The organism is Kitasatospora sp. NPDC001603, from assembly GCF_040298365.1.
Lineage (GTDB): Bacteria > Actinomycetota > Actinomycetes > Streptomycetales > Streptomycetaceae > Kitasatospora.
Genome location: NZ_JBEPAA010000011.1, coordinates 1 through 19,430, shown reverse-complemented (window position 1 = coordinate 19,430; position 19,430 = coordinate 1). Strand labels below are relative to the sequence as shown.

19 protein-coding genes are annotated in these 19,430 nt (G+C 74.5%); 7 read left to right on the top strand and 12 right to left on the bottom strand.

What is annotated here, in order from left to right; all coding sequences use genetic code 11:
• Window positions 1-303: 303 nt before the first annotated feature.
• On the top strand, window positions 304-2,370 hold the full coding sequence (locus ABT263_RS10125; protein WP_352289583.1) for an MDR family MFS transporter: 2,067 nt from the start codon (window positions 304-306) through the stop codon (window positions 2,368-2,370).
• 65 nt (window positions 2,371-2,435) lie between these two features.
• Here ABT263_RS10125 and ABT263_RS10120 read toward each other — a convergent pair whose 3' ends face one another.
• Window positions 2,436-2,912: a MarR family winged helix-turn-helix transcriptional regulator gene (locus ABT263_RS10120; RefSeq protein WP_380388261.1), complete on the bottom strand. Its 477-nt coding sequence runs from the start codon at window positions 2,910-2,912 to the stop codon at window positions 2,436-2,438.
• A 60-nt stretch (window positions 2,913-2,972) separates the two neighbouring features.
• On the opposite strand from ABT263_RS10120, the gene ABT263_RS10115 reads away from it, so the two are divergent.
• Window positions 2,973-3,350: a cupin domain-containing protein gene (locus ABT263_RS10115; RefSeq protein ID WP_352289577.1), complete on the top strand. Its 378-nt coding sequence runs from the start codon at window positions 2,973-2,975 to the stop codon at window positions 3,348-3,350.
• Between the two features lie 248 nt (window positions 3,351-3,598).
• The gene (locus tag ABT263_RS10110; protein WP_352289574.1) at window positions 3,599-3,931 is read left to right on the top strand and encodes an antibiotic biosynthesis monooxygenase family protein; all 333 of its coding nucleotides are present in this window, start codon (window positions 3,599-3,601) and stop codon (window positions 3,929-3,931) included.
• A 200-nt stretch (window positions 3,932-4,131) separates the two neighbouring features.
• Here ABT263_RS10110 and ABT263_RS10105 read toward each other — a convergent pair whose 3' ends face one another.
• Window positions 4,132-4,563, bottom strand: a complete 432-nt coding sequence (locus ABT263_RS10105; protein WP_352289571.1) for a winged helix-turn-helix transcriptional regulator — start codon at window positions 4,561-4,563, stop codon at window positions 4,132-4,134.
• A 92-nt stretch (window positions 4,564-4,655) separates the two neighbouring features.
• Between ABT263_RS10105 and ABT263_RS10100 the strand changes: the two genes are divergently transcribed.
• On the top strand, window positions 4,656-5,006 hold the full coding sequence (locus ABT263_RS10100; protein WP_329487421.1) for a DoxX family protein: 351 nt from the start codon (window positions 4,656-4,658) through the stop codon (window positions 5,004-5,006).
• A 160-nt stretch (window positions 5,007-5,166) separates the two neighbouring features.
• On the opposite strand, the gene ABT263_RS10095 is transcribed toward ABT263_RS10100, so the two are convergent.
• From ABT263_RS10095 to ABT263_RS10065, 7 genes are all read right to left on the bottom strand, one after another.
• Window positions 5,167-6,069 carry an ECF transporter S component gene (locus ABT263_RS10095; protein WP_352289568.1) on the bottom strand — a complete coding sequence of 301 codons (903 nt, stop codon included), beginning with the start codon at window positions 6,067-6,069 and terminating at the stop codon, window positions 5,167-5,169.
• A gap of 11 nt (window positions 6,070-6,080) precedes the next feature.
• The gene (locus ABT263_RS10090; protein WP_352289565.1) at window positions 6,081-7,694 is read right to left on the bottom strand and encodes an ABC transporter ATP-binding protein; all 1,614 of its coding nucleotides are present in this window, start codon (window positions 7,692-7,694) and stop codon (window positions 6,081-6,083) included.
• Window positions 7,691-8,860 (bottom strand): CbiQ family ECF transporter T component, encoded by a 1,170-nt coding sequence (locus ABT263_RS10085; RefSeq protein WP_502885780.1) that lies wholly within the window; start codon window positions 8,858-8,860, stop codon window positions 7,691-7,693. Before ABT263_RS10085 ends, ABT263_RS10090 begins: the two co-directional genes overlap by 4 nt.
• Window positions 8,861-9,213: 353 nt before the next feature.
• Window positions 9,214-9,885 carry an SCO2322 family protein gene (locus ABT263_RS10080; RefSeq protein WP_352289561.1) on the bottom strand — a complete coding sequence of 224 codons (672 nt, stop codon included), beginning with the start codon at window positions 9,883-9,885 and terminating at the stop codon, window positions 9,214-9,216.
• Window positions 9,849-10,076: a hypothetical protein gene (locus ABT263_RS10075; RefSeq protein ID WP_352289558.1), complete on the bottom strand. Its 228-nt coding sequence runs from the start codon at window positions 10,074-10,076 to the stop codon at window positions 9,849-9,851. The genes ABT263_RS10080 and ABT263_RS10075 overlap by 37 nt, the downstream gene beginning before the upstream one ends.
• A gap of 48 nt (window positions 10,077-10,124) precedes the next feature.
• The gene (locus ABT263_RS10070; RefSeq protein WP_352289555.1) at window positions 10,125-11,390 is read right to left on the bottom strand and encodes an SCO2321 family membrane protein; all 1,266 of its coding nucleotides are present in this window, start codon (window positions 11,388-11,390) and stop codon (window positions 10,125-10,127) included.
• Between the two features lie 435 nt (window positions 11,391-11,825).
• Window positions 11,826-12,467 carry a TetR family transcriptional regulator gene (locus tag ABT263_RS10065; protein WP_396486952.1) on the bottom strand — a complete coding sequence of 214 codons (642 nt, stop codon included), beginning with the start codon at window positions 12,465-12,467 and terminating at the stop codon, window positions 11,826-11,828.
• Window positions 12,468-12,702: 235 nt separating this feature from the next.
• On the opposite strand from ABT263_RS10065, the gene ABT263_RS10060 reads away from it, so the two are divergent.
• The 3 genes from ABT263_RS10060 to ABT263_RS10050 all read left to right on the top strand — a co-directional run bounded on the left by ABT263_RS10060 (window position 12,703) and on the right by ABT263_RS10050 (window position 16,028).
• Window positions 12,703-14,013 carry a glycosyltransferase family 4 protein gene (locus ABT263_RS10060; RefSeq protein ID WP_352289552.1) on the top strand — a complete coding sequence of 437 codons (1,311 nt, stop codon included), beginning with the start codon at window positions 12,703-12,705 and terminating at the stop codon, window positions 14,011-14,013.
• 126 nt (window positions 14,014-14,139) lie between these two features.
• Window positions 14,140-14,952 carry a class I SAM-dependent methyltransferase gene (locus ABT263_RS10055; RefSeq protein ID WP_352289549.1) on the top strand — a complete coding sequence of 271 codons (813 nt, stop codon included), beginning with the start codon at window positions 14,140-14,142 and terminating at the stop codon, window positions 14,950-14,952.
• Window positions 14,949-16,028 (top strand): prenyltransferase, encoded by a 1,080-nt coding sequence (locus tag ABT263_RS10050; protein ID WP_329487414.1) that lies wholly within the window; start codon window positions 14,949-14,951, stop codon window positions 16,026-16,028. The genes ABT263_RS10055 and ABT263_RS10050 overlap by 4 nt, the downstream gene beginning before the upstream one ends.
• 114 nt (window positions 16,029-16,142) lie before the next feature.
• Here ABT263_RS10050 and ABT263_RS10045 read toward each other — a convergent pair whose 3' ends face one another.
• The 3 genes from ABT263_RS10045 to ABT263_RS10035 form a co-directional block, all read right to left on the bottom strand.
• Window positions 16,143-17,078 carry a hypothetical protein gene (locus ABT263_RS10045; protein ID WP_329487413.1) on the bottom strand — a complete coding sequence of 312 codons (936 nt, stop codon included), beginning with the start codon at window positions 17,076-17,078 and terminating at the stop codon, window positions 16,143-16,145.
• Between the two features lie 210 nt (window positions 17,079-17,288).
• Complete coding sequence (locus tag ABT263_RS10040; protein ID WP_352289546.1) at window positions 17,289-18,305, bottom strand: N-acetylmuramoyl-L-alanine amidase; 1,017 nt, start codon at window positions 18,303-18,305, stop codon at window positions 17,289-17,291.
• Window positions 18,306-18,312: 7 nt separating this feature from the next.
• Window positions 18,313-19,430 (bottom strand): hypothetical protein (locus ABT263_RS10035; RefSeq protein WP_502885779.1); only part of this gene is annotated, 1,118 nt, incomplete at its 5' end.

Below are 19,430 nucleotides of genomic sequence, written 5' to 3'. Positions count from 1 at the left end.
TCGGTCTCGAATCGTCTTCCGCCCGCCCCGGAGGGTGTCCCCGGGGGCGAACGCGCCTGATTATGCAGGACGGTCCCAGGGGTGGACAGGGGCGTCCGGGCCACCGCGGGGGTGTTGTGACGGTTGGTGGTGGTTGTGACCCGATGAACGGCCGGCCGGTCGGCGACGTCCCCCGAATGGCCGCCGTTCTTACGTTCGGCTCAACTGAACGGCGCAGACCGGGGCATTTCTGACAGCATGGTGGCTGGGAGTGATCATCCGCACGGACCCCGCCGACCGGGATCCGCGACCCCTGGAGTCTCCATGACGGATCCGATCGCCGCGTCCGACCGCAGCCCGGCCGGCGAGCCCGGGCCGCCGGAGGTCACCGCCCCCAACCTCTGGGTGCCGATCGGCGCGCTGCTGCTGGCGATGCTGCTGGCCGCGCTCGACCAGACCATCGTCTCCACCGCACTGCCCACCATCGTCAGCGACCTCGGCGGCCTGGAACACCTCTCCTGGGTGGTCACCGCCTACATGCTGGCCTCCACGGCGGCCACCCCGCTCTGGGGCAAGCTCGGCGACATGTACGGCCGGAAGCGCTTCTTCCAGGCCTCGATCGTGATCTTCCTGGTGGGCTCGGTGCTCTGCGGCATCGCCCAGAACATGGGCGAGCTGATCGCGTTCCGGGCCCTCCAGGGCCTCGGCGGGGGCGGGTTGATGGTGCTCTCCCAGGCGATCGTCGGTGACCTGGTCTCACCCCGGGACCGCGGCAAGTACCAGGGCCTGTTCGGCGCGGTCTTCGGCGTCACCAGCGTGCTCGGACCGCTGCTCGGCGGACTCTTCGTGGACAACCTCAGCTGGCGCTGGGTCTTCTACATCAACCTGCCGGTGGGGGTGGTCGCCCTGGTGGTGATCGCCGCCGTCCTGCACGGGACGGAGGTGAAGCGCCGGCACCGGATCGACTACCTGGGCACGGTCCTGATCGCCTCGGTGGCCACCTGCCTGGTGCTGATGACCTCGCTCGGCGGGACGACCTGGGCCTGGAGCTCCTGGCAGATCGTCGGGCTCGGCGTGCTGGGCGTCGTCCTGCTGGTCGCCTTCGTCCTGGTCGAACGGACCGCGGCCGAGCCGGTGCTGCCGCTGCGGCTGTTCCGCTCCCGGACGTTCAGCCTGGTCGCGGTGATCTCCTTCGTGGTCGGCTTCGCGATGTTCGGCGCGCTCACCTACCTGCCGACGTTCCTCCAGGTGGTCATGCAGGTCTCGCCGACCATGTCCGGCATCCACATGCTGCCGATGGTGCTGGGGATGCTGTTCACCTCGATCGGCTCCGGCCAGATCGTCGCCCGGACCGGCCACTACCGGGCCTTCCCGATCGCCGGAACGGCCGTCACCACGGTGGGCCTGCTACTGCTCTCCGGCCTGGACGAGCACAGCAGCACCTTCGAGATGAGCTGCTACTTCCTGGTCTTCGGCCTGGGCCTCGGCCTGGTGATGCAGGTGCTGGTGCTGATCGTGCAGAACTCCGTCGGCTACCAGGACCTGGGCGTGGCCACCGCCGGCGCCACCTTCTTCCGGTCCATCGGGGCGTCGTTCGGCGTCTCCATCTTCGGCACCGTGTTCGCGTCCGGGCTCAACAGCCGGCTCTCCGACGCGCTCGCCTCCGGGGTCCCGGTGCCGGCCGGCTTCGACCCCGGCGCGATCACCTCCGACCCCCGGGGGATCGCCGCCCTGCCGGCCGCCACGCAGGACGCGATCTACCACGCGTACTCCGAGTCGATCACCCGGGTCTTCCTGTACGCGGTACCGGTGGCGTTGGTCGCCTTCGTGCTGTCGCTCTTCCTGCGGGAGCAGAAGCTGCGCTCGACGGTGACCGCTCCCGACCTGAGCGAGTCGATCGGCCTCAATCCGGTGGAGCGCTCCTCGCTGGACGAGATCGCCCGCTCCCTGTCGGTGCTGAGCACCCGGGAGGCCCGGCGCGACCTGTTCCGGCGGATCACGGAGGGCGCCGGGCTCGACCTCAAGCCGGCCTCCAGCTGGCTGCTGCTGCAGATGCACCACCACGGGTCGGCCGAGCCCGCCGAACTGGCGGAGCGCCGGATCGTGCCGCTCGCGGTCGTCGAGGAGGCCGCCCGGGAGGTCGAGGACCGGGGGCTGGCCGCGCGCACCGGCGGCCTGCCGCTGCGGCTCACCGAGCCGGGGGAGGCGGCGGCGGTCCGGCTGGTGGCGGCCCGCCGTGAGCAGCTCTCCGAACTGCTCGGTGACTGGGACGAGAAGCAGTACGCGGACCTGGCGGAGCTGCTGACCAAGCTCTCCGCCGCGCTCTGCGCGGACGAGCGCGACCGGCCGGACCGGGCCGGGGCGGAGCCCGCGGAGCGGCGATCGGTGTAGGGGGTGGGTGCCTCGGTGGGGCGTCGGGCGTGCCGGGGGGTGCCTGGGGGTGGCTTGGTGGTGCGTCAGGGGGTCCCGAACCACCGGGGCGTGTCGAGCCGGAACGGGTCGCCGGGGGCGAGGGCGCGCAGGTCCGTCTCCAGGGCGCGCAGTCGCTCCTCACCGAGGGTGTCGGACCACTGGGCGCGCAGTTCGTCGAAGATCCGGGCGGACCGGACCAGGCAGTCCACGCCCCGGGCGGTGAGCCGGACCACCTTGCGGCGGGCGTCGGCGGGGTCGCTGCCGCGCTCGACGTAGCCGAGCTGTTCGAGCTGTTCGACGGTCTTGCCGGCGGCCTGCTTGGAGACGCCGAGGCGGCGGCCGAGTTCGACGGCGGTGGTGCCGTCCGGCCCGATCGCCTGGAACACGAAGCCGTGCATCGGCCGCAGGTCGGGGTGGCCCTCACGGGCGATCCGCTCGTGCAGCTCGTCGATGATCAAGCGGAAGGCGAGCAGCAGCCGCAGCGGCAGCTCGAAGCCGGGGGGAGCGGAGTCGCTTGACACGATAGACAACCTCATTGACCATATAGACAACGTCATTGACCATTCTAGGGGGCCACACCCATGTCCGTCATCCGCCGCACCGAAGCCCGTCGTACCGAGACGCCCAACGCCGTCATGACCACCCTCGCCTCACCCACCCAGGGCGGCAGCGCGCTCGCGATGTGGCGTGTGGAGATGGCCGCCGGCGGCCAGGGCCCGCTGCACGCCTTCGACGTCGAGCAGGTCTGGACCGTCCTGACCGGCGCCCTGTCCGTCGAACTGGGCGAGGACGCCTTCGCGCTGGCGGCCGGCGACACGGCCGTGCTGCCCGCCGGTGTGGCGCGCCGGATCTCCGCCGGGGAAGCCGTCACCGCGCTGGTCGCCGCGCCGGGCGGGGCCCGGGTGTCCGTCGCCGGCCGGCCCGAGGAGGAGCCCTTCGTCCCCGGCTGGATCGCCTGATCAACGGGCACCGGCCCCCCGCACCGCCCCTTCCGGAGCGGTGCGGGGGCCGGTGGAGGTTCGGCGGCCGCCGGGGCTGTCGTTCCGGGCGGAGGTGGCCGCCGCGGTCCAGCTGGTCGACCATGCCCAGGAGGCCCCGTCGTTGCGCGGGTTCGGGGCCAGGCTGCCGCGACTTCGGGACGCGCCACCGCTCGGTCGGGGAGACGTTCCGCGCCTGCCGCCACCCGCTTGTGGGGCAGGATGGAGCCATGAGCGTAGTCAAGATCAACGTACTGACCGTCCCCACCGAGCAGCGCGAGGTGCTGGAGAAGCGCTTCGCCTCCCGCGCGGGCTCCGTGGAGAACTCCGACGGCTTCGAGTGGTTCGAACTGCTCCGCCCGATCGAGGGCACCGACAGCTACCTCGTCTACACCCGGTGGGCCGACGAGGAGTCCTTCAAGGCCTGGATGGAGGGCCCCATGCAGGCTGCCCACCGCCAGGGCCCGCCGCCCGCCGAGGGCGAGGCGCCGCAGCGCCCGGCGGCCTCCGGCTCGACCCTCTGGTCCTTCGAGGTCGTCCAGTCGGCCGGCCCGAAGGGCTGATCGCCTCCCTCGGGCCCTCTCCTCGCACGGGTTTCGCGGGGGGAGGGCCCGAACCGCGTTCTCAGCCGCCCGCGATGGCCGCGAGGTGGGCGGCGGCCGACCGGGACGGGCTGTCGAGGGGCGCCGTGCCCTTCGCCGCCGTGCCGAGAGAAGCTGCCCGAGGCGACGCCAGGGTCTCCAGGTCCGGCCTCTTCCCTTGATCAGAAGCGGTTCGGGTGCTCATCAACAGGAGGGGTCTGCGTCGGAGTCGCCCGATCCGCGTCGATGGCGCCGGCCGCCTGGGCTGCTTCCCGGAAGGTGACGACCGCCTCGCCGTTCTCCCGCGCCCATGCGGTGAGCATCCTGATGGGTTCCTCCAGGGTTCGCCCGAGATCGGTCAGGCCGTACTCCACGCGCGGCGGCGCCTCGGCGTACGCGTGCCGCTCGACCAGCCCGTTGGCCTGGAGCCGGCGCAACGTCTGGGTCAGCACCTTGCGCGAGACGCCGCCGCTCAGCTCGACCAACTCGCCGTGACGCAACGGGCCGTCGGTCAGCGCGAAGAGCGTGACCATGGACCACTTGCTGGCGATGATCTCCATGGCCAGGAGAGCGGGACAGTCGGCGAGGAAGGCGATTCCCGGTCGCAGGCTCATGACCCGAAGGTTACCTGGAGGTACCTGATGGCCGCCTATCGTCGTGGAGGTGCGCACGCCTCTTACTCGCATCGCATGATTGAGGTTCAGCCATGTTCGTCTCACTCGCCGTCGTCACCGTGGTCATGTCGGCGCTTCTCCTGGCATCGGCCGGGGCCAAGGCTCTGCGGACGCGGCACATCACCGAGCAGATGTCCACACTCGGACTGTCGCAGAGCATGATGGCCTTCCTGATCGGCGCTCAGATCGCGGGCGCGGCCGGTGCGATCGCCGGACTCCGGTGGGGACCCGTCGGGATCGCCGCCGCGATAGGCCTTTCGCTCTACTTCGCCGGGGCGGTCGCCTTCCACCTGCGCGTCGGCGACCGCAGGGGCGCGTCTCCGGCGGCGGTCCTCACCATCGTCTCCGTCGCCCTGGTCGTGCTGCGCGCCGCCACCCTCTGACAGCGGACGGCGGGCTGCCGTCGGGGCCGTTGGGGCACGTTCCAGGCTGCCAAGCGCCTGGTCACAGTTCGGCCGAGTTGCCCCCGGTCCCTCTCGCGGGTTTCGGCCGTCCTGCCCGTCGAGGTGGTGTGCCCCGGACTCGGCCGGGGCACACCACCGTTCAGGGGGTGGGCGGTGGGCGGAACTCGACCGGGGCGGCGAAGGCGGCGCGGCGGGTGGCCCGGCGGAGGGCGCGGAGGACGGTGGTGCCGAGGGTGAGGCAGAGGACGACGGTGAGGACAGCGCGGGGGAGGTCCCAGCCGAGGGAGGTGGTGAGGCAGTAGGCGGCGAAGCGGACCAGGTTGGCGCTCACGTCGTCCCCCGGGACGAAGGAGATCGAGCCGGACAGGCCGGCGATATAAGGCCAGCCCTGGAGGTTCATCACCGTGCCGTAGAGCAGTGAGGCGACGGCGCCGTAGCCGGCGAGCAGGGCGAGTTCGCGGCGGCCGCGCAGGGTGGCGGCGCCCGGGAGCAGGCCGGCGCCCAGGCAGACCCAGCCCATGGCGAGCATCTGGAACGGCAGCCAGGGGCCGACCCCGCCGGTCAGCAGCGCGGAGGCGAACATCGAGAGCGAGCCGAGGACGAAGCCGAAGCCGGGGCCGAGGACCCGCCCGGCGAGCACCATCAGGAAGAACATCGGCTCCAGGCCGGCGGTACCCGCGCCGAGCGGGCGCAGCGCGGCGCCCGCCGCGGCCAGGACGCCGAGCAGGGCGACCGACTTGGCGTCCAGGCCCGGCGCGCCGCCGCCGGCCGTGCGGCCCTCGGAGATCTGGGCGATCACCACCGCGAGGAGGAGCGGCAGGAGCAGGGCGAACAGCCAGGGGGCGTCGGTGGAGTGGCCGACCAGGGCGGAGTCGGTGGCGGCGAGCAGCGGCCAGCCGAAGGCGGCCACGCCGACCGAGGAGGTGAGCAGCAGGGTGGCGATCGAGCGGCGGCCGAGGGGGACGGGGCGGTTCCCCGCGCGGGGGGTGCGGTTCGTCCGGCTTGGGTTCGTCCGGCTTCGGTTCGTTCGGCTTCGGGGCATTCGGCTTCGGTTCATTCGGCGCTCCCGGCGAGGGCCCGTTCGACCTGGTGGACGGTGAGCCAGGGCCCGGGCGCGAGGATCTTGGAGACCTGCGGGGCGAAGGTGGGGGAGGAGACCACCACCTCCGGGGTCGGGCCGTCCGCGACGATCTCTCCGTCGGCCAGGATCACCGTGCGGTGGGCGAGTTCGGCGGCGAGCTCGACGTCGTGGGTGGCGAGCAGGACGGCGTGGCCCTCGGCGGCGAGCGTCCGCAGGATCTCCACCAGGCGGGCCTTGGCGGCGTAGTCGAGACCCCGGGTGGGCTCGTCGAGCAGGATCAGCGGCGGCCGGGCGGTGAGCACCACGGCCAGTGCCAGAGTGAGCCGTTGGCCCTCGGAGAGGTCGCGCGGGTGGGTGGCGTCGGCGATGCCGGGCAGTAGCCGCTCCACCAGGGCGCGGCAGGTACCCGGGTCGGCGCCCGCGTCGCCGTCCGCCGCGGCGCACTCACCGGCGACGCTCTCCCCGTACAGCAGGTCGCGCGGGTCCTGTGGGACGAGGCCGACCTGGCGGATCAGCTCGGCGGGCCGGGTGCGGTGCGGGGTCCGGCCGCCGACCCGGACGCTGCCGGCGGCGGGGGCGTGCAGGCCGACCAGGGCGCCGAGCAGGGTGGACTTGCCGGCGCCGTTGCGGCCCATGAGTGCCGTGATCTCCCCGGGGTGGAGGGCGAGGTCCACTCCGCGCAGAGCCGGGACGGGGCCGCGCTTGACGGCGAGGCGGTCGGCGGTGGCGAGCGGGGCGGTGGCCGGGTCGGTGGGTGCGGCGGCGGGGCGCAGGCCGTCCAGTCGGGTGCGGAGGGTGGCGGCCTTGCGGCGGGCGTCGCGGACCGTGAGCGGCAGCGGGGTCCATCCCGCGAGCCGGCCGAGGCCGACCACGGGCGGGTGGACGGGGGAGTGCGCCATCACCTCGGCCGGTTCGCCGAGGACGGGCGGGGCGCCGGGCGTCAGCAGCAGGACCTGGTCGGCGTACTGCACGACCCGCTCCAGCCGGTGCTCCGCCATCAGGACGGTGGTGCCCAGGTCGTGGACCAGGCGTTGCAGGACCGCCAGCACCTCCTCGGCGGCGCCCGGGTCGAGGGCCGAGGTGGGCTCGTCCAGGACCAGGACCCGCGGGTGGACGGTGAGCACCGAGCCGATGGCGACGCGCTGTTGCTGGCCGCCGGAGAGCGAGCCGAGCGCGCGGTCGCGCAGATCGGCGAGGCCGAGCAGGTCGAGCGTCTCCTCGACCCGGCGCCGCATCACGTCCGGCGCCAGGCCCAGCGACTCCATGCCGTAGGCGAGTTCGTCCTCGACCGTGTCGGTGACGAAGTGGGCGAGCGGGTCCTGGCCCACCGTGCCGACCAGGTCGGCGAGTTCGCGCGGCCGGTGCTCCCGGGTGTCGCGCCCGGCGACGGTCACCCGGCCGTGCAGCACGCCGCCGGTGAAGTGCGGGACGAGGCCGCTGACGGTGCCCAGCAGGGTGGACTTGCCGGAGCCGGAGGGGCCCACCAGCAGGCAGAGCTCCCCTTCGGGGACGGTCAGGTCGACGCCGCTGAGCGCCGGCGCCTCGGCGTCGGCGTACTGGACGGAGACCTGCTCGAAGGTGATCACGAGGCCCTCCGGGGCGGGTGCGGGGTGACGAACGCCGGTACCAGGCCGATCAGTACGGCGAGGACGGCGGTCAGGGGCAGGGCGGGAGCGGTCGGCGGGACGACGGTCGGGGCGAAGGCGGCGGGATCGAGGGCGGAGAGCCAGATCGTCAACCCGGCCACGGCGGCGCCCGATCCGGCGGTCAGCCACTCGGGGAGGGCCCACGGGTCGGGGCGGTAGCGCGTCCGGGGGGAGCGGCGGCCGCCGAGCAGCAGACCGGCGAAGGCCGCGGCCAGGCCGAGCAGCAGGACGGGCGCCGCCCAGCCGGCACCGCCGGCGGTGAGCAGTCCGTAGGCGGCGAGGCAGATCCCGAGCAGGCCGGACAGGGTGAGCGCGGCGGTGGTGCGGGCGAGGCGGGGCGGGACGTCGGTGGTGCGGCCGAAGCCGCGGGTGTCCATCGCGGCGGCCAGTGCGACCGAACGCTCCAACGCGCCTTCCAGGACGGGCAGTCCGACGCTCAGCACGGCGGCCACGCCCCGGTCGGTGCGCCCGCGCAGACGGCGGGCGGCGCGCAGCCGCTGCACGTCGGCGACCAGGTTGGGCGCGAAGGTCATCGCGACCACGACGGCCACGCCCGCCTCGTAGAGCGCGCCGGGCAGCGAGCGCAGCAGGCGGGTCGGACTGGCGAGGGCGTTCGCGGCGCCGACGCAGACCAGCAGGGTGGCCAGCCGCAGCCCGTCGTAGAGCGCGGCGAGCAGGCCCTCGACGGTGACCCGGCCGCCGATCCGGACGCCCTGCGCCCAGGCGGGCAGCGGTACTTCGGGGAGGGTGAGGAGGACATGGGTGCCGGGGATCGGGGAGCCGAGCAGGACCGCGAAGACCAGGCGGATGCCGAGGACCACCAGGCCGAGGCGGAGGAACGCGCCGTAGGAACGGGACCACGGCGCGTCCCCGCGGCGGGCGGCCACGACGTAGCCGGCGACGGCGGCGAGCAGGAGGAGCAGCAGGGGGTTGGTGGTGCGGGTGGCGGCCGCGCCGAGGCCGAGTGCCCACAGCCACCAGGCGCCGGGGTGCAGTTGGCGGGGGCCGAGCGGGGTGCGGGCGGCGCGCGGGGTGCGGCGGGGAGGCCGGGGGAGGCGGGCGCGGCGCGGGGGGTGGGGCTGGCCGGGGGCGCGGGGTGTGGTCACGGGGTGGGGTCCAGGTCGGGGCGGGTGGGGGAGAGGGTGGGGTGTGAGTGCGAGTGCGAGCGCGGGTGCAGGTGTGGGGGTGGGGGTGGGGGCGGAGTAGGAAGTCGGCTGGGCCGACTTCCTACTCCGGGCGCTTCCTGCGGCCTTGTCCACGTTTCTGCGGGTGGGGTCCTGCTTTCGCTTGGGGCCCAGGGTTTCTGTAGACCGGTCGGTATATGTAGACCGGTCTACAGAGATGGGCGGGCTCTCTATGTAGACCGGTCGGTATAAAGGTCCCGATCCGGGCCGGGCGCGTGGTGCGCGCCCGGCCCGTCAGCCCTTCTATGCAGACCGGTCTACATATTCGGCCCGACTCAGCGGCGACGGCGGGCCTGCCAGACCGCACCAGCGGCCAGGGCGGCGACCAGGACGGCCCCCGCGATCAAGCCGATGTCGGGGCCGCTGCCGTGGTCACCGTCGGCGGAGCCGCCCCCGGAACCGTCCCCCGCACCGTTCGCGGCCGGTTTGTTCGCCGCGCCGAGCTGGTCGCCGCAGCCGGACTTCGGGTAGCCGGCGATGGCACAGAGCAGGCCGTTGGTGTCGTACCGCAGTGGTGGGGCGACGGCCGCCAGGACCTCGGCCGAGTTGGCGCCGGTGGGCACGACCGCGCAGGCCGTGCGGAGTCCGGGCGGGGTCTCGCCGGGGGAGTCGGCGGGGGTGCCGAAGTCCAGGACGACGGCGACGCGTTTGCGCCCCGGCTGTTCGGCGGTACCGCCGCAGGTGGTGGCGAAGTCCCCGGCGGCACCGGGCCGGGCGGCCTCCCGGCCGCCGTCGGGGCTGACGGCGAAGCGCCACCCGTCCACGCCCCCGTCCTGCGGCACGTACACGGCCGGGCCCTGCTGCTGGTAGCCCCAGGCGCCGTCGGACCACTTCCAGAACGACCAGTACCGGTACCCGGCGGCCTGCGCGGGCGCCGCGCCGATGACCAGCAGGATCAGCACCCCGGCGATCAGTCCGGCGAGGAACCGGACGACCGCGGCCACCACCCGCCGACGCCGCTGGGGGTCGGCACAGGCCCGCCCGGCACGAACAGCACCAGCGCGCCCGACACCGGCGTGACCCGCACCGGCGCGACCGACACCAGCGTGACCCGCACCGGCGCGACCGACACCAGCGCGACCAGCACCGGCGCGACCGACACCGGCGTGACCCGCACCGGCGCGACCGACACCGGCATCGTCGGCTTCGGCGGCGGGGGCGGTGGCCCGGGGGGTGCCGGGAATGGTCACAGCTTCTGGCCCCGCTTGCGCTGCAGGCTCAGCAGCAGCCCGCCGCCGATGCCGATCAGCAGGCCGACGCCGATCACCCACCACTGGCCGAAGCCGCCGTCCTTCTTCTTCTCGGCCGGCGCCGAGGAGGCGGGGGCGGAGGCCGCGCCGGTCGCCTTGGGCGCCGGGCCCAGCGCCGTCAGCTGCGCGACCAGGTCGCCGCCGAACGCGGCGGGGTCCCGCTGGGCGGCCTGGGCGACCAGCAGCAGGGTGGCGGTGGCCGAGGCGTCGGTGCCGCCCTTGGTCCAGGTGCCGCCCTCCTTGGCCAGCCAGTCCACCGCGCCGGTCGCCTGCTGCGGGTGCCCGCTCTGGATCAGGCCGAGCGCGGCCCAGGCGGTGGCGGTGTAGTCGGGGGTCGGGGCGGCCCCGGGCAGGGTCAGCGTCAGGTGCTGGTCGCCGGCCGCGAGTTGGGCGGTGAGGTAGGCGCCGGCCGCCTCGGCGGAGTCCGCGCGCGCCACGAGCGGTTCCGTGGAGCCGTTCGCGCAGGGCAGGGCCTTGGGCGCGGCGTCCGTCCGGTTGGTGTTGGTGACCGGCAGCTTCCCGCCCGCCGCGGCGAGCGTGGCCTGGGCACTGGCCAGGGCGTTCGGGGCGAGCGCGCCGGCCGGGTCGGGCTGGTAGGCGAAGGCCCCGCGCTGGTCGGCGGGGGCGGCGCAGCCGAGCTGGAAGAGCGCCAGCCCGTCGTAGGCGCTCCGGCCCGCCTTGGCGACGGCCGCCGGGTCCAGCTTGGCGGCGAGCAGGGCGTTCACGGCCAGGCCGGTGGAGTTGGCGTCACCGGGGCTGCCGGGGTTGTAGGGCCAGCTGCCGTCCGCGTTCTGGTTGGCCTTGAACCACTGGACGCCCTTGTCGACGGAGTCCTGGTGGCCGCCGAGCGCGACCAGGGCCTGGACGGCGACGGCGGTGGCGTTGCTGTCCTCGGTCTTGGGGTCGCACGCGGCGGAGGCGTCCGCACGGTAGGACGGCCAGCCGCCGTCCGCGCACTGCTGGCCGGTGAGCCAGGAGACGGCGGAGTCGGCCGGGGTCACCTTGGCGCCCGCCAGCGCGGTGAGGGCGAGGGACTGGCGCCACACGCCGTCGTACGTCGGGTCGCCCTTGCCGTAGAGGCCCTCGGGGACGGGCGCGGTGGCGCCGGCCGAGGGGCTGTCGGCGAGGGCCGGTGCGGCGGCGGCGCCGGCCAGCAGGGCGGCGGACAGGGCGGCGGCGCCCAGGCGGGCGGCGGTGAGCATGGTGGGGTTGAGCCTTTCGATGAGCGGTGGGGTGGCCCGGGTGGGCCGTTCCGTAGACCTCGACGGTGCCGGGTACGAAGGTGCCCGGCATGGCCGCTCGCCTCTCTCCGGGCACTCCGACTGCCCCGGCCGTCCAGCGCCGGGCTCACGGTTGCGGGTCAGTGCCGGATTCGCACCGGCTTTCCCCGGAGGAGAAGCGGGATGGAGTTGTCCTGCCCGTCGACTTTAGCCGCCGCGACCGTGACCGCCGTGCCTCCGGTCGCCGCGCGGAGGAGTCGGGGCGCCGACCGCGCCCGGACCCCGGAGCCACCCCGGCCCCGAACCCACCCGAACCCCGGAACCACCAACCCCGACCCACCCCGACCGATCCCGCCCGCGCCCCGAGAACAGGTTCCACTTCCCCGCCCCTTCGCCGCCCCGCCCGCGGGCGGGGCATCAGGGCAGCGTGAGCAGCCGCGCGGCGGTGTGCAGATCGGCCCGGACCTCGGCGATCGAGGCCCGCCCGGAGAGCCAGGAGACCAGCGCCGAGTGCCAGGTGTGCTCGATCACCCGGACGGCCGCGCGCTGGCTCTCGGTCGGCGGCCCGGACTGGCCGATCGCGTCCAGGATCAGCTGCCCGGTGGCCGAGCTCACCTGGTCCACCTCGGCGCTCACCGAGCGGTCGGCGAACGACAGCGCCCGTACCATCGCCTCGGCCAGCAGCGGTTCGCGCTGGAGCGCGTGGAACGCCCGGGTGAGCGTCTCGGCGACCCGCGAGGCCGCGTCCTGCTCGGCCGGCGGGTGCCGTCGGACCTGCTCCTGGAGGCCCTGCAACTGCTCCAGCATGACCGCGACCAGCAGATGGACCTTGGACGGGAAGTACCGGTACAGGGTGCCGAGCGCCACCTGCGCGCCCTCCGCGACCTCCCGCATCTGCACCGCCTCGTACCCGCCGCGGGCGGCCAGCCCGGTCGCGGCTCGCAGGATCCGCCGCCGGCGTTCGGCCTGGCGGGCGGTCAGCGGCGGGTCGGCGGACTGCCCGGCGGGCCCGGCGGGGCCGGGGGCGGCGGCGGGCACGGAGGTGACGGGCGGTGGCAAGGGTGCTCCCGGGGCGCGAGAGTGACGGGGGGTGCTCCGGCCGGTCCGGCGGACGCTCCGGCAGTGCTCCGGCGTGGCGTGAATCACCAGCCCTGGCATCTGAGGAGAAGCTACGGGCCGGTATCTTCGAGGTCTCTCATTGTTCACATGGTCACGGGCGAACTCCACACCGCACTGAAACCTGATCTACTTTAGCGACCGGCAGCACAGACTTCAGCAAGGACGGGAGCCGACGATGACCGCGCAGCCGCTGCGGATTGCCCTGCTGTCGTACCGCGGCGACCCGTTCTGCGGCGGCCAGGGCGTCTACGTACGGCACCTCTCCCGCGAGCTGGCGCGCCTCGGCCACCACGTGGACGTGATCGGCTCCCAGCCCTACCCCGTCCTGGACGAGGTCGAGGGCCCTGGCTCGGTCCGCCTGGTCGAGCTGCCCAGCCTGGACCTCTACCGCGCCGACGACCCGTTCCGCACCCCGGGGCTCGCCGAGTACCGGGGCCCGGTGGACCTGCTGGAGTTCGCCACCATGCGCACCGGCGGCTTCCCCGAGCCGCTGACCTTCTCGCTGCGCGCCCGTCAGTACCTCGCGCTGCACAAGGGCCGCTACGACGTGGTGCACGACAACCAGACCCTCGGGTACGGGCTGCTCGGCCTCGCGCGGCACGGCTTCCCGCTGGTCACCACGATCCATCACCCGATCACCGTGGACCGGCAGCTGGAGCTGGACGCGGCGCCGAGCCTGGCCCGCCGGCTGTCGCTGCGCCGCTGGTACGCGTTCACCCGGATGCAGCGCCGGGTGGCCGCCCGGCTGGACAGCATCATCACCGTCTCCGGCACCTCGAAGCGCGAGATCGCCGAGCACCTGGGCGCCTCGCCGGGCGCCGTCTCGGTGGTGCCGATCGGCGCCGACACCCGGCTCTGGTCGCCGTCCGAGCGGGTCGCCCGGGTGCCCGGCCGGATCGTCACCACCTCCAGCGCCGACGTCCCGCTCAAGGGCCTGGTCCACCTGGTCGAGGCGCTGGCCAAGGTCCGCACCGAGCGGGACGCGCACCTGGTCGTGGTCGGCAAGCCGCAGAAGGAGCGGGGGCCGGTCGCCGAGGCGGTGCGCCGCTTCGGGCTGGAGCGGTTCATCGAGTTCCGGCACGGCCTGACCGACGGGGAGCTGGTCGACCTGTACCGCTCGGCCGAGGTGGCCTGCGTGCCGTCGCTGTACGAGGGTTTCTCGCTGCCCGCCGCCGAGGCGATGGCCACCGGTACGCCGCTGGTCGCCACCACCGGCGGGGCGATCCCCGAGGTGGCCGGGCCGGACGGCGAGACCTGTCTCGCGGTGCCGCCGGGCGACGCGGGCGCGCTGGCGGCGGCGCTCGGCCGGCTGCTGGACGATCCGGCGCTGCGTCGCACGCTCGGTGAGGCCGGGCGCGAGCGGGTGCTCGCCCGGTTCACCTGGGAGCGGGCCGCCGCGCTGACCGCCGACAGCTACCGGGCGGCGATCGCCACCGGTGCCGGGCGGCGGGCCCGGTCCGGTCCGGGCTGGCGGTACGTGGCCTGACGGGTCGCCGGACCCGTCCGCGTCGGACCCGCCCCGGGCGGATCCGGCGCTCCGCCGGACTCGGCCGGCCCGGCCGGGCCGGCCCGGCGTCACAAACGTTTGGTACCAGAGGAATGGGAGCCCGCAGTGCTGACCGTTGATTTCTCGCGCTTCCCGCTCGCCCCCGGCGACCGGGTGCTCGACCTGGGCTGCGGCGGGGGGCGGCACGCGTTCGAGTGCTACCGGCGCGGGGCCCGGGTGACCGCCCTCGACCAGAGCGCCGAGGAGATCGCCGAGGTCAAGAAGTGGTTCGCCGCCATGGCGGAGGCCGGCGAGGCTCCGGAGGGCGCGTCGGCGGTCGCGATGGAGGGCAACGCGCTGGCCCTGCCGTTCGAGGACGAGTACTTCGACAAGATCATCATCTCTGAGGTGATGGAGCACATCCCCGACGACAAGGGCGTGCTCAACGAGATGTTCCGGGTGCTCAAGCCCGGTGGGCTGCTGGCCGTCACCGTGCCGCGCTGGCTGCCCGAGAAGATCTGCTGGGCGCTCTCCGACGAGTACCACGAGGTGGAGGGCGGCCACATCCGGATCTACCGGGGCGACGAGCTGCTCGACAAGCTCAAGGACGCCGGCCTGGAGCCGTACGGCACCCACCACGCGCACGCGCTGCACTCGCCCTACTGGTGGATCAAGTGCGCGGTGGGGGTGGACAACGACAAGGCGCTGCCGGTCAAGGCCTACCACCAGCTGCTGGTCTGGGACATCGTCGGCACCCCGGTGATCAGCAAGCTCACCAAGGCCGCCGAGAAGGCCCTCAACCCGGTGATCGGCAAGAGCTTCGTCGCCTACGCCTCCAAGCCGAACCGCGCCGAGCCGGTGGCGGACCTCGTCGAGCCCGCCACCGGCCGCGCCGACGAGGCGGCGGAGCGCGCCGACGCCGGGCGGGCGGGCGAGTGACCGCCGCCGTCCCCGAGGCGCTGCTGCTGGACGGGGTGCTCGACGCCGAACAGGCCGCCCGGACCGTCCGCAGCATCCTCGCCGAGCAGCAGGACGACGGCGCGATACCGTGGTTCACCGGCCACCACCTGGACCCGTGGGACCACACCGAGGCCGCGATGGCCCTGGACACCGCCGGCGAGCACGCCGCCGCCGAGGCCGCCTACCGCTGGCTGGCGGCCCACCAGAACCCCGACGGCTCCTGGTACGCCGCCTACGCGTACGGGCAGGACGTCCCGGACGGCACGGTCTCGGACGCGGCCAAGGAGACCAACTTCTGCGCCTACGTGGCGGTCGGCGTCTGGCACCACCACCTGAGCACCGGGGACGACGCGTTCCTGGACTGGATCTGGCCGGTCGTGCGGCGCGCCCTCGACTTCATCGTCGGCCTGCGGCTGCCGGGCGGTCCGATCTCCTGGCGGGTGGACGAGCACGGCGAGGCGCCCGACGAGGCGCTGCTGACCGGCTCCTCCAGCATCCTGCACGCCTTGCGCTGCGGTCTGGCCGTCGCCGACTACCTGGAGGAGCCGCAGCCCGACTGGGAGCTGGCGGCCGGCCGGCTGCGGCACGCCATCGCGCACCACCCCGAGCGGTTCCTGGACAAGGACCGCTTCTCGATGGACTGGTACTACCCCGTGCTCGGCACCGCGCTGCGCGGCCGGGCCGCGCTGGAGCGGATCGAACGGGACTGGGACCGCTTCGTCGTCCCCGGCCTCGGGGTGCGCTGCGTCAGCGACCGCCCCTGGGTGACCGGCGGGGAGAGCGCGGAACTGGCCATGGCGCTCTGGGCGGTCGGCGAGTCCGACCGCGCGGTCGAGATCCTGCGCTGGATCCAGAAGCACCTGCGGCACAGCGACGGCTCGTACTGGACCGGCTACGTGTTCGAGGACGACGCCATCTGGCCCGAGGAGCGCACCACCTGGACGGCGGGGGCGCTGCTGCTGGCCGTCGCGGCGCTCGGCGGCGACCCGGCCACGGTGACGGTCTTCGGCGGCGACCAGCTGCCCACCGGGCTGGTGGTCCAGGACTGCTGCTGAACGGCCGCCGCTGACCCGCCCGCACGCCGCGGCGCACGCACGACGAACACGCACGACGAAGGGGCGGGACCGGATCAACTCCGGTCCCGCCCCTTCGTCGTGCCTGGCGGTGCGTCAGCCGCGCTGGATGCCGGTGGTGTCGGCCAGCAAGCCCTGGGAGCCGTCCTGGAGCTGGGCGACCAGCGCGGCACCGCGCTGCTCGACCGCCAGGTACCAGGTGCCCGGGACGAGTTCACCGACCGGGGCGCCGGCCGGGTTGTCCTTCGGGGACAGCTGGCGCGGCGCCGGGACGGCGAACCAGAACGGCGCGAAGTCGGGCGCCGGAGCCTGCTGGGCCTGGGCCGGCTGCGCCTGGGTGGGCGCCGGGGCCTGGTGCGCGGCCTGCTGGGCGGCGGCGTGCTGCGCGGCCTGCTGCTGGGCGGCGTCCTGCGGCTGGCCGGCCTGCGGGGCCGGGTAGCCGTAGCCGCCGGGCTGGCCGCCGAACGCGGGCGACTGCACCTGCTGCGGGTCCTGGCCCGGGGCCGGGTAGCCGTACTGGCCGGGCTGGCCCGGCTGCGGGGCCGGGTAGCCGCCGGGGTAGCCCTGCGGGACGGCCGGCTTGTCGGTGACCAGCGGGGCCTTCAGCGCGGGCACCAGCGGACCGGCCGCGGCGGCACCGGCGAGGACCAGGAGCGAGATGACGGCCAGCCAGGCGCCGAAACCGTGGTCCAGGCCCTTCGGGCCACCGCCCAGGGCCCAGATCGAGGTCCAGAGCGCGGCGACGGCGAACGCGATGCCCCACTGGTCCAGCCGCAGGCCGAGCACCTGGCGGGTGGCGGCGGCGGCGCCCTGGAAGCGCTGCACCAGGATCAGCACGGCGGAGAGGATGCCGAGCAGGAAGACCGAGGGCAACACGGGGAACAGGACGCTGTCCCAGGCGTTCTGCGACGTGTCGCCGCAGTACCTGCCACTGCAGTCCACGGTCCAGTACGGCAGGAAGGAGGCGATGAAGAGCAGGACGGCCGCACCTGCGACGGCGGCGTCTCCCCTGGTGAGAGCGCGCAGATTCACTAACGTTCCCCTCGTTGGTGTGTCGTGGACGGCGGTTATCTCGCGGTCGGCTGACCGGTCCGGAAAACTCTGAACGGACCAGAAGCCTAGGGCCAACCGCCTCGCGGGTGCACAGCGGGCTCGGGAATGGGGCGAAGTCGTTGCAAACTGCGCGCGCCCGGTCCCATGCTGTCCACCTTCCGGCGGCGCGGGTCGGGCCGCCCGGGCCGGCTACCGCGTGGTCAGAAAGGCCGTCAGTGCGTCGGCGATCCCCTGGGCGGCCTGCTGGCGCCACTGAGGGTCCGTCATCCTTTTGGCGTCGGTCGAATTGCGCATGTTACCGCACTCGATGAACACCTTGGGCACGGTCGAGAGGTTCAGCCCGCCGAGGTCGGAGCGGGTGTCCAGACCCTGGCTCGCGATGTAGTCGGCGTACGGCTCGCCCGTCGCCGCGTGGAAGCTGTCGCGCAGCAGCAGGCCGAGCCGGTGCGAGGGCGCGACGATCGCGGAGTTGTCCGCCGTGCCCGCGACCACCCTGGCGGGCATGATCACGTGGAACCCGCTGCCGCCGGGCGGGCCGCCGTCCCCGTGCACCGAGACAGCCGCGTCGGCGTGCGCGGTGGCGCCCGCCTTCGCGCGCGCGTCGATGCACGGGCCCCAGGACTGGTCGCCGTCCTGCACCAGGACGACCGTCGCGCCCCGGGCGGTGAGGATCGCGCGGGCCCGGCGGGAGACGTCCAGGGTGTACTCGGCCTCGCTGTACCCGGCGTTGGTGGAGGTGCCGGTGGTGTCGCACTCCTTGCGGGCGTTGCCGATGTCGACCTGACGGTTGATCTCGGCGGTGTGCGCGGCGTTGCCGGGGTTGTGGCCGGGATCGAGCAGGACGGTCCGCCCGGCCAGCGCGGTGGCGGACCCGGCGCTCTCCGAGGCCGTCGGAGCGGTCGTCGGGTCGGCCGTCGGAGCGGCCTGGGCGGCCGTCGGCGGGTCGGCCGACGCGGTGGGGGCCCCCGGCGGGGAGGTGTCCGCCGGTGCGGAGAACGGCGCCGCGGAGAACGGCCCCGACGGCGGGGCGGCGGCCCCGGCGGCGTGGGCGGCCCCGGTGTCGTCCCGGCCGCGGTCGGCGACGGCCTGCCAGCCCAGCCAGCCGGCCAGGCAGAGCGGCACCAGGACGGCGGCCACGGTGGTGGTGCGCAGCAGCCGGGAGCGGCGCGGCGGTTCGTCGTGCGGAGCGGCGGTGGTGCGGGTCACGGGTGGTTCAGATCCTGTCCTGGGTGCGCGCGGTCAGGCCGTACGGGTCGGCGATCGCCTTCCACTTCGTCACGAAGTCCCGCTTCGCCTGGGTGGCCTGCGGGTTGAGCTCGTCCGCGTGCTTCTTGTCGGCGGTGTTCGGGGCCGAGCCCGAGCAGCCCTGCGCGGAGACGGCGCGGGCCCAGCTGGCGTACGCCCGGTCGATGTCGGCGGACAGCTGCCAGGCGGACTTCAGCGACTGCACCGCGTCCGCGCCGCCGGGCAGGTCGGTGACGGTCAGCGTGGCGAGTTTGGCGAGCAGCTGGTCGCGCTGCTTGGCGCCGCTGTCGAAGACCTGCGCGGCGCTGTCGATGTCGGCCTTGGCGGGGCAGCTGCTCACCTTGGCGACCGCGCTGCCGATCGGCGCCTTCGCGCTCTCGCCCTGGGTCAGCAGCTCGTCCAGGGCCTTGGCCTGCTCCGGCGCGCCCGGCCCGGCCGCGCCGGCGGTCGGGCTCGCGGAGGCGGACGCGGTGTCGGTGGCGGCGGGACTCGGCGCGCCGGACGATCCGTCGGGGCCCGGCGCGGGCGGCGGGTTCCCGGCCGTGCTCTGGCCGGCGCTCGCGGAGGGAGCCGGGGCGGCGCTCCGGTCGGCCGGGTCGTCCTTGCCCTTCGCGGCCCACAGGATGCCGCCGCCGAGGGCCAGGACGAACAGCAGCGCGAAGGCGATCAGCAGCGGCGCGCGCCGGTTGGCCGGGCGGTCCTCGGCGTCGAGGTCCTCGTAGTCCGTGGCGTAGTCCGGCTGCTGGTACGGCGGGTACTGCTGGGCCGGGTACCCGGGGTACTGCTGGGGGTACGGGCCGGCGTCGTACGGGGGCTGGGCCTGCGGCTGGGCCGGGGGCGGCGGCGGGTAGCCGTAGCCGCCGCCGGCGGGTCCCTGGGGGGCCGCGTGGCCCGGGAAGCCGGACGCGGGCGGCTGCGGTCCGGTGGGCGGGGCGGGGTGGCCCTGGCCACCGGCCAGGTACGGGCGGGCGGCCAGCGGCGGGCCCTGGTCGCCGACGCCGCCCGCCGTGGGCGGCTGCGGCGGGAAGGGCGACGGGCCGGGCGGCTGCGGCGCCTCGCCGGGGCGGCCGGGCGCGGGAGGAACCG